This is a genomic window from Microcoleus sp. S1D4 (genome assembly GCF_036700765.1).
GTDB lineage: Bacteria > Cyanobacteriota > Cyanobacteriia > Cyanobacteriales > Microcoleaceae > Microcoleus.
This window is the reverse complement of sequence record NZ_JAUBPP010000040.1, coordinates 18,132-28,141: the sequence shown is the minus strand read 5'-3', so window position 1 is coordinate 28,141 and position 10,010 is coordinate 18,132. Positions and strand designations below refer to the sequence as shown.

At 42.7% G+C, this 10,010-nt stretch carries 5 protein-coding genes and 2 pseudogenes; 4 read left to right on the top strand and 3 right to left on the bottom strand.

All coding sequences use genetic code 11. From position 1 onward, the window contains the following. Nucleotides 1–273, bottom strand: a pseudogene (locus QT998_RS26175) (hypothetical protein); the annotation flags it as partial. A gap of 126 nt (nucleotides 274–399) precedes the next feature. Here QT998_RS26175 and QT998_RS26170 point away from each other — a divergent pair. Further along, nucleotides 400–1,476: pseudogene (locus tag QT998_RS26170) on the top strand (IS630 family transposase). A 218-nt stretch (nucleotides 1,477–1,694) separates the two neighbouring features. Here QT998_RS26170 and QT998_RS26165 read toward each other — a convergent pair. Then, nucleotides 1,695–2,930, bottom strand: a complete 1,236-nt coding sequence (locus tag QT998_RS26165) for an FIST signal transduction protein (protein ID WP_333133259.1) — start codon at nucleotides 2,928–2,930, stop codon at nucleotides 1,695–1,697. A gap of 483 nt (nucleotides 2,931–3,413) precedes the next feature. Between QT998_RS26165 and QT998_RS26160 the strand changes: the two genes are divergently transcribed. From QT998_RS26160 to QT998_RS26150, 3 genes are all read left to right on the top strand, one after another. Further along, nucleotides 3,414–3,650, top strand: a complete 237-nt coding sequence (locus QT998_RS26160; protein ID WP_194071272.1) for a Calvin cycle protein CP12 — start codon at nucleotides 3,414–3,416, stop codon at nucleotides 3,648–3,650. A gap of 424 nt (nucleotides 3,651–4,074) precedes the next feature. Then, a complete protein-coding gene (locus tag QT998_RS26155; RefSeq protein WP_333093367.1) occupies nucleotides 4,075–4,695 on the top strand; it encodes a DUF3177 family protein in 621 nt (206 codons plus the stop codon). A 297-nt stretch (nucleotides 4,696–4,992) separates the two neighbouring features. Then, on the top strand, nucleotides 4,993–6,426 hold the full coding sequence (locus tag QT998_RS26150) for a hypothetical protein (RefSeq protein ID WP_333093366.1): 1,434 nt from the start codon (nucleotides 4,993–4,995) through the stop codon (nucleotides 6,424–6,426). Here QT998_RS26150 and QT998_RS26145 read toward each other — a convergent pair. Beyond that, nucleotides 6,359–9,814 carry a response regulator gene (locus QT998_RS26145; protein WP_333118706.1) on the bottom strand — a complete coding sequence of 1,152 codons (3,456 nt, stop codon included), beginning with the start codon at nucleotides 9,812–9,814 and terminating at the stop codon, nucleotides 6,359–6,361. The genes QT998_RS26150 and QT998_RS26145 overlap by 68 nt on opposite strands. Nucleotides 9,815–10,010 lie beyond the last annotated feature (196 nt).

Here is a 10,010-nt window from a genome sequence, read left to right as displayed (position 1 = left end):
ATCGGGATGTGCTGCCACTATTTCCCTCAAAGAAGCTGTGGAATTATTCAAATGACTGTATCTCGGTTTACCCCTGGATTTCGGCTGTAAATTCCCCTCGATTTTTTGTTGCTTGACCAGTTTTGGAACTAAGCTTTTACTAACGGAAAATATCGCTGCTGTTTTTCTAATCGACAGCTTCTGATCTTGATGGGCTGCTACTATTTTTGTTGGTAAATCTACTGAATATGCTTTCATTGGTGTATTTTTTAATCTATTTTTATTGTACCTCATAACACCCGGAAGTGCTGTAAGCTGATACGCAGCTATACTGTATAATATAAATATAAATTAAGGGATAATTAGTTGTAATATATGCCAGCTCAAAACCATCTATCTCAAAATAAAAAATAGAGACTTATTAAAATACTAAAAGAGTCTGATGATAATTACATGAGGGAAAAGGTTCTCATTTTATTGCTAATTAATGACGGAAAAACTTATCAAGAAATTAGTGAATTTATGGAAATTGCTTACACAACAGTGGCTTATTGGTCAGTTCATGGCGATCCGGATAATTTGGATAGTTTTTTAGATAAAAGAAGCCCAGGAAATTTTCGCAAAGTCACTCCAGAGTATGAACAAATATTGATAGATACAATCGATAAAGCTCCGGAAGAATATGGATATGAATTTGGGAGATGGACGGCAGCCAGATTAGCAAAATATTTAGAAAAAGTCACAGGAATTAAATTGAGTGGTTCCCAAATATCCCGGATATTACATAAAAAAAATACGTTTACATTTGGGCTAAATACAGCTTAAAATCCAAACAGAATCCCCTTGAAAAAGAAGTATTTAAACAGAAATTATCGGAGTATTTAAGAATAACTAAACAAACACCAGAGCTTTTACAGGTATGGTAAAGGGCGTGAGAGTGGATTCAGTTTACGAGTGATAAGAAGAAAAAATTGGGGTAAAAAAGGTAGTCGAAAAAAAATTACATATCAAAGGGAAAGAGGCAGAGTAAATATCATGGCTGGGTTGAGATATTATGACAAAAAAAGGTTAAATTTTGTGATAAAAAGAGGAGACTCGAATACATTTTATGAGCAAATTAATGCTTTAAATGATTCGATAGTTCAAGAGTGGAGAGAACTGGGCAATCAAACTGAAAACTTTGCCGAATCTGGAATGAAGATTGTAATCATTTTAGACAATGCGAGTTTTAATAAAAAGAAAGATATTTTGAGCCAAATCTCAGCCGAAATGCCTCAGATTATTTTAGAATTTTTGCCGCCTTACAGCCCCGATTATAATTTGATTGAATTGGTATGGTATTCAGCAAAAGAATATATAGCACATCGACTGTTTAAGTCAGTATAAGAATTGTCTGATTTGCTACATAAATTATTAAATGAAGGAGAAATGGTTATTAAATGGGATCGAAAAATCAAAAACAAAGGCAATGCTATTTTATCCGGTTTAGCTGCGTAGCAGCTTAGTTGTTAGTTGTTAATTTGTTAGGAATGAAAAATAAACAACTTGCATAATTCAACCCCAGAAGCCTTGATCCAAGGTAAACTATTGCTCTATTAGTCACCTTATTTATTTTTCATTCCTTAGTTGTCAACCGTCAACCGTCAACCGTCAACCGTCAACCGTCAACCGTCAACCGTTAACAGTCAACCGTCAACCGTCAACCGTCAACAAGATTATGAATTTTGGCGGCAAATCCCGAAAACGGAGGTGTAGCCGTGCAGAAATGTGCTGCCGCCCACGGGGCCGATTTCGCCGTTGCAGAAAAAGCCGCTCAGGGGAATGTTTTTGATGTACCTGCCGAACAGTTTCGAGTCAAAGTTCGATTGTCCGTAAAGCCCTTCGCCGCGCCCCAGACAAGAGAACATCAATGCACCTGCGCTAGATGTACCCCTGTACTCAGCATCCCGCTGATAGCGATCGAGCAGCAGTTCTAGGTCTTCTGCGGAGGTGCGCGCGTCCCGCAGGTGGAATTGGATGCGCTGTCCGGGACGGACTCGATCGCCGATCGCAATTGCTCCCACTTTCGGATCTACCCCTAACAAATTTCGGATTAAAAAATCTCCGGGCTCTAATTTAAACTTGAATTCATCGCTGACTAAGCCGACAAATAACGAGTGCTGCGCTAATTCTCGGTCTGCTTCGCTCAAAGTTTGAACTAACTCTCGCAGGGCCTCTAAGGGCGATCGCTCGATGCCCCCGCTGCCGATATCGTCGGTTTGTTCTTCGAGTTTGAGCACAATATTGCGCTCTCCTTCCGTCACCCGATAAGGATGCCCGATCGGTCTGCAGCCTTGAGCGACAATCGTTTCTAGAACTATATTTCCGCTCAAAGCCACTCCCACCGTTCCTTCTCGGTAAAGCTGATAGTCGCAAAACAGCGCCGCGCCCCTGCCCGCACCGTCGCCGCCGGCGAGTCCCCCTACCTTCGGTGCACCCGGATAGGCATAATCTAGCCCTTGCAGCAAATCGTTAATTTTTGCCGAAAAGGGGTCGGCCAAAATGATAAACTGCGGTTCTTCGCGGGCCGGCACGCCCAACAAATCCACCCAAGTATCCGGCGGACTGTCTAAGTCCGGCAGTTCCTCTGCACCGACGTGAAATGTTCTGACGCTCACTCCAGGCAAGCGGGCAAGACAGAGACTGACTGCTGGAGAACCCTCCACTTCTTCGGTCTCACCGCCTCGACCGGTACCGATGACCCCTCCCCCGCCGCAGCCGAGAATCGCAGGCACTGGCAGTAATTCTTTGAGTAAAGGCATCAGCCGAGAATACTCGCTGGCAAAGGCAGACGAGATAAAAATCAGCGCTAAATCGGCCGGGCCTTCTAATTCGCGATCGGCTTTTTCTACAACTTCTTTCAAGGCTGATTCCAAAGACGGACGGGTTGATAAGGCGCTGACCCATTGCATTTGGTTTTGCTTGTCCATAGGGCGAAAATCTCTATAAAACTATGTCTATACATTAGGCTAACCGGAACTTGCCTCTGGCGGGACGCTATTGTTGGTTGATCGACTCTCCCCCGATCGCCGTTCTTGTGTTAACATAAGTTAACATGAGTCTTAAATCAATCTGTTTAGTGTTAAATTCCGTCTTCAGCTAAATCTTAAAAGATCAAGCTCAATACAGTTTGACACGACAATTTCCTGTAATGTTTTCATCAAAAGTCAGGTGGGCTCGACCTGCATTGATGCCTGTGAACTAAAATCCGCCGATCGGCTAAAATAAAACAGGAAGTAGAGACGGCTGCTGCGATCGCAGTTTATGGATGGGTTTGATCGGGCTGCAACATCAGCACATCTCAAGCTAGTATTAGCTGAGGTCGCCAGACTGAAACTGCAAATCGAACACAAGCTCACATCCAAAAAAGAAAACCTTTCTTACTCAAGAAATTTATGACAACAACACCCGCAGGCAACATCCAAGAACAAATTGAAGAAGAACTAGAAAGCGCTCGTACCGTCTGTGACGTCAAGGGCGCAACTTCGGGCGAATGCGCCGCAGCGTGGGACGCAGTTGAAGAACTGCAAGCAGAAGCTTCCCACCAAAAGCAAGTCAAACCTAAAAATTCCTTTGAAAAATATTGCGATGACAACCCTGACGCTGCTGAATGCCGCATCTACGACGAATAAACGAGCAATTTAGCTCCTTGTCTTCCCTCCCGCACCAAAAACTACATTTTGGTGCGGGATTCTTTTATAGCTTGATTAACTATACCTTTTTGCCAAATAAGTGCTATACATAACTCCCTCCCAAAAAACCTTGTAAAGGAGAGCTAGGACTTCATCTATAGCAAGTATTTAGTCAACTCCCCAAGAATACCCGGTGGTTGAAACCGCGTCTAGAGGAGACTTTACCAACCTGGTAGAGGTTGAAGACAAGACGATTAAAATTAGGTTATATTTTGGGATATGCCGAGGACGTTCGGCGAAGCTGTCGAGCCACCAACGAAAGTTTTTGTAAACCTCGTTTCAACCGCCGTCTTATCTTATCCCTGACTTTTGAGCATTTGTATAGTAGAATTTGTCACAAATAAGTGAGTATATTTTACCAAAGATGTTAAGTCTTTTATTGGCAGCCACAGGACCTTGGTTTCAACCACTTGTGTGGATGGATTACCGCTTGTCTGTGCTATTAACCATTTCGATCCCGCTCGTAGTGCTGATTTGGGCTGTTTTTGACAAAGCTGATGCGATCGCCCGTTTGTTGGTGATTTATTGGCGGGTAGCCAGTTTGTTGGCAATTACACTTTACCTGATGATGGCTGCTCTGCCTGTGAGCTTTGTCTCGTCAGTGATAGCGAGAGCCTTGATTCCTGCTTGTCTGTGGTTCTGGCAGGATTTAAACGACGAAATTGCCGATCGGCCTCAATCACCTTTGAAGCTCGCCTTTACAGCTTGGCGGTGGGCGATTACTGTTTTCAGCGGTTTGGGCGCTCTAGCTCAAATTGCCTTCTTAAACTGTGCCTTTAAATCTCAAATTCAAGTAATTGACGAACCTTTTTGCCGCATTTGGTTAGACCCGCCTTGGCTGTACAAGCAGATGTTTCACCCTAATCTCACACCTCAATTTTTGGGATTGTTGGGTATGACAGGTTTAGCAATTTATGTAATTTACTTGTCATACTTTGTATTAATTAAAATTGGCAAACAGGGGAGGTCAGCTACTGGAAATTAAGTAGATTTAAAGCAAATATTTGTCTCCTCCATTTCAGCTAAAATCTTCAACAAAAAAGTCAAAATCTCCTACTCAAAAAAATCGCATATACGAAAAATTCAACTAACAAGAGGGTGGCTGACGTGGTGATACCGCTAAAAATTTGATACCGTACCACGTACTCCTGTTGTGGATATCTAAAAATTTTAGACGAAGAGTTCCTGCTCCGGTTGCAAGTAAATCTCAAACTTGTAGGGCGAAGTCGAATTATCTCAAATCTCAAATTGACTGACATCAATGTTATTGGAAAAGACTGTGATGGATAGCAAAGAAGCATATTTACAGTGCTTAGAAAAGCTGATTTGGGCGATCGACCGCCTAAACGCAGAAGTAGAACCAACTGAACTCGCTCGGATTGCCGAACTGATAGTTCAGCCGATGACAGGATCGTGGCGTTTTTTTCACACTCCCGAACATATTTTTGAGGTAGGGGGAAAAGAAGACGCGATCGAGATTTTGGCCGCTTTATTTCACGATATCGTCTACGTGCAAGTCGATCGCAGTATTAACTTTAACGTCAGCTACTACATCACTCCGGTAACAAAAGAAGTCAACAAACAGCTACAAATTCGAGAGCAATCTGAACTGTCGGCAGATGCTACCTTCGAGATGGTAATGCAGGTATTCGGTTTTGTACCCGGAGAAGTGCTCAACCCCTTCTCAGGACAAAACGAATTTCTCAGCGCTTTGGTAGCAGCAAAAGCTCTAGAACCATTTCTCAAACGCGAGCAATTGCTTCAAATTGCAGCCTGCATTGAAGCTACAATTCCGTTTCGCCCCGCCGAGGGAAGAGTAACAGTCAGCCAGCGTCTTTACGACCGCTTGCAAGCAATAAATAGCCTGTTTAACCTCAGTTTGACTGACGAGGAAATGCGGGAAACTATAAAAAAAGCTGTACGCATTTCTAACCGGGATGTAATCAGTTTTTCTCACCAGAGTTCAGCCCATTTTTTGGCAAATACCTGGAATTTACTGCCGGAAACCAATCACAACCTCACCTGCTGCGGTTTTTACACGGTTCGCGACTATCGAATTGCTATCCTGAAAATGGAGGGTTTTCTGAGTTATCTCCAGCCAGAGGTGATTTTTCGGCAGTTTGAGGGATGTCCCGACGATCGCACCTATCAGCGTTGGGAAACTACTGCTAGATACAACCTGGAAATTGCCAAGCTTTATTTGGGCTGCAAACTAGCTGCTATCGCTCTGCTAGAAGCTCTTTCTTCGAGTTTGGGAATCGACGTTTCTCTGGCGATGATGATGGGAGAACTTCCAGATAGAACTGTCGGAGGCGTGCGCCTGGAAAGCTTTTTTCCAGAAATCGAGAAACCTTATAACCCTAAAAATAGTTTAGAATCGGAAGTATTAAATTTATTAGAAAATGGTAGGGCTAAAAGCAATTCTAATAGCGATTTAGAACACTCTCCGCTGGCGACGTTTGTAGTAAAAATTGTCGGCTTTGACGAAATGTGCTATCAGTGCGATCGAGCCAAGGAATTGTTTAAGCAAAATCTCGAAGCAGATGAGTTTATTACCGATTTTAACCCGATAGTTACAAAAATTGTCGTTGACTCAATTCTCAAGTTGTTTGAAAGTCGCAAATCTACTATCTACCGACACTACCAAATCATTTCTGAGTTAAAGTCCAAACCCCAGACCAATTTTCAGGAACGCCATTTTTTATCAAATGGTTGAGTCGCTCTAAATACATGGTAGCCGTTTTGTCTTCGCAATTAACAGCTAAAACTCGATCGAAACAAACTTGACCGGCCTTAAATTCGTGACGGCAATAATGTTCTAAACCTCGTTCAAAATCCGGCTGAGTTTGTAACTTGATTTCCCTGACTAACTCGGTTTCTCCGTCGAGGACTTCATAGATAGAAATTGCCTCTTTTTTGCCTTTGACAATTACTCTATCTAAAAAACGGATTTGATACTGTTCGGGATCGGTTAAATTTTCCAAAACTTTATCAGAAATTATTAACGATACTCCATATAATTTAGTGAGACTTTCCAAACGAGAGGCTAAATTGACATGATCGGAAAAAGCATCTCCCTGCATTCTCTGTGCTTCTCCGACTATCCCCACCATCATCTGACCGAAATGAACTCCTACACCTACTTGAATCGGTTGATATCCGCTGCGAAGCCGATAGACATTATATTTGTGAACTTGTTGCAGTTTAGCAATTCCACCTTTGAGTGCATCGTCAGCACCGTTTGGAAAAACTGCCATCATTCCATCTCCTAAATACTTGACAATAAAGCCGTGATTCTCTCTAATTGTTGGACTGACTTCTCGCAAGTAAGCATTAACAAAGTCAAAGTTTTGCTGTGGTGTCATAGTTTCAGAAAGCGAGGTAAAAGAGCGAATATCACTAAACATGACTGCCATTTCTTTGCTGACATGATTGCCTAATTCGATATCCACAATGCTTTCTTTTTTCAAAAATTCTAAGAAAGCATCGGGGAAAAATCGCCCGTAGGCGCTGTTAGTTTGCGATAAGTTGATGTGAGACTTAATTCTGGTTAAAAGTTCGTCTTTCGAGAAGGGTTTGGTTAGATAGTCGTTAGCGCCGAATTGAAATCCTATGATTAAATCTGACACTTGATTTTTCGCCGTTAACATCACTACTGGCAACTCGTGGGAGGGATATTTTTCCCTTAGTTTGGCGCAGACTTCATAACCCGACATTCTGGGCATCATGATGTCGAGAATGATTAAGTCAAAATGCTGTCCGCCTTCGAGGAGTGATAGGGCTTGTTCCCCGTTAGGTGCCTGAATAACGCTGTAATTTTCCAGAGAAAGATGATTGTTTAAAACTTGCAGGTTAATCGGATCGTCGTCAACTATCATAATTTTAAATTGTTCAACTTTTAATAGCGCGGCGGCTTGATTTACTGGATTAGGAGCTGGTTTATAAAAATTTAAGTCGCAGGACAAATAAGTTTGATAAATGTTATTGGGGAGTTGAAAATTTTTAGTTTCGGTTGTTATTTGCGGATTTATTACTGCTTGATTGGGATTAATTTGTTCGGTAGAAAAAGGTAGGGTAAAGGTGAAGCGGGAACCGATGCCGACTTGCGATGCTGCGTAGATTTTACCGCCGTGGAGTTCGACAAATTGTTTGGATATTGTTAAACCTAAACCGGTTCCTCCGTATTGTCTGACTGTGGAACCGTCGCCTTGTTCAAATGGCTCAAAAATGCGATCGAGCCGATCGCCCCGAATGCCTATTCCAGTATCGGAAACGGTAACAGCTATTTGAAAATTCGGGTCTGGCGGCAGGCGATTTGACGCGGGCACTGGGAGGAATTTTTGACCGTCGGTGGCTACAATTTCTGCTGATATTTCTATAGTGCCGCTATCCGTGAATTTGATCGCATTGCCAATTAAGTTGTAAAGGATTTGTTGCAAGCGGTTTTCGTCAGCCCAAGCTAAGGGCAAATCCGCAGGAATATTGTTAATTAACTGCAAGTTTTTAGTGCCGATTAAAAATTTGCTGACAGTTAGTACAACTTCGACAATTGACTTAATTCCTACACTGCGAAACTGCAATTCTAGTTTTTGATTTTTGAGTTGAGCAAAGTCGAGAATATTGTCAACAAGTTCGTTGAGCCGCCTGCCGCTGCTAACAATCATTGAGAGGTTATGCTGCTGAATTTCTGATAAAGTTCCGGCTGCGCCGTCAATCATTGATTCGGCAATACCAATCATTCCGTTAAGGGGAGTTCGGAATTCGTGGGAGGTGTTGGCTAAAAATTCGTCTTTTAGTTTGTCTAATTGTTGCAATTCTTGATTTTTATTTTCGAGGGCGACGAAGGATGTTTGCAATTGAGATACCATGCTGGTGAAGGATTTGGCGAGTTGGCCTACTTCGTCGGCGCGATCGAACTCTAGTTTCCGATCCCATTCTCCTCGGGCGATATTTTTGGCTGCTGCGTTTAACCCCAGAATTGGCCGCGCGATCGATCTAGCCGTAAAAATACCAATAATTGTTGCTACTATTAGCGCTGCCATGCAGAGTAAAATAGTGGTAGCAGTGCTAGCATTGATTTTTTCCATAAAATCGTTTTCTGGAATCACTATCACGACTAACCAATCAATGCCGCTGGGGTCTTTGTACGGCAATATCTGTACAAAATGCCGCTGATTTTCGAGTTGAAATTCTAGTTTTTGAGGCGGCTCAACTTGGCTTAAATTGAAATTACTAATGATGTGTTTAGCTGTGGCGTTAGTTAACGTATTTTTGCTATCAATTGCTAGCAATCGTCGAGCTTTGCCGTCAGTGTCGAGGGTGTAGGGTTTTTCGCTTGTCGAACTTCCCACTAAAGCGCCCGATCGCTCCATAATGAAAGTTTGACCCGATCGGCTAATTTTCATGTTTGCCAAAAAGTTCCCAATCTGGCTCAAAATCATGTCAACTGCCATTACTCCAACAAACTCACCTCGCTCGTCATAGCAAGGCTGAGCCGCTGTGATTCCCAAATCTCCCTGAAAAAACGTATAAATGTCTGTCCAAACTAATTTATTTGCTGCGGTTGCACTGATGTACCAAGGACGAGTTCGCGCGTCGTATTTTGGTTCGTAACTCAATAAATTAGTGGGATTGCCTCGGCCATCTAAACCATAGAAAGAACGCCTAGGAAAGTTTTCTGTAATTTGTGCAATTAATTGTCCCGATGCTTCTCTGCGAACTCCGATAAATTCACCTTGCTTACTGCCTAAATAGATTGCTCGCACCGAGGATAATATTTGCATCTGCTGCCAAAAGTAGCGCTGTGTTGCTTGCAAATCTGCTGGATGCAGCTTGCCGAGTTGCGCTGCACCTGCATTGAGTCGGGCGATGGTGTGAGGTTTTTCTAAGTAATTTGTGAGGTGCTCTTGGATGCGATCGCTAATTTCGGCCTGCAAGCTATTAACCAATTCTTGAACGGCTTTTTGTCCGTTAATGAAAGACAAATATCCTACTAGGCTGACTGCGGCGACAGTTTGCAGGACAAATGGCACTGTCAGCGCTAAACGGAGGGGCACGCTGCTGTAAAATTTTGCGATCGATCTGCTAATACTTTTCAATAACATAGTAAATCGCCTGGGTTCTCAGAGAAACTGCACAAATCGGCTGATTCTTGCTTTTGAGCGTAATTAATAATAGTTCCAGCTAATTGCCGATCGCGAATTGAGTCGAAATTAGCGACGCTGGATCGGTAATGCGATCGAAATCACCAAACCAAATGCGACAATTTCCCTGATAAAAAGCATTGTAGCTCATGCTAAT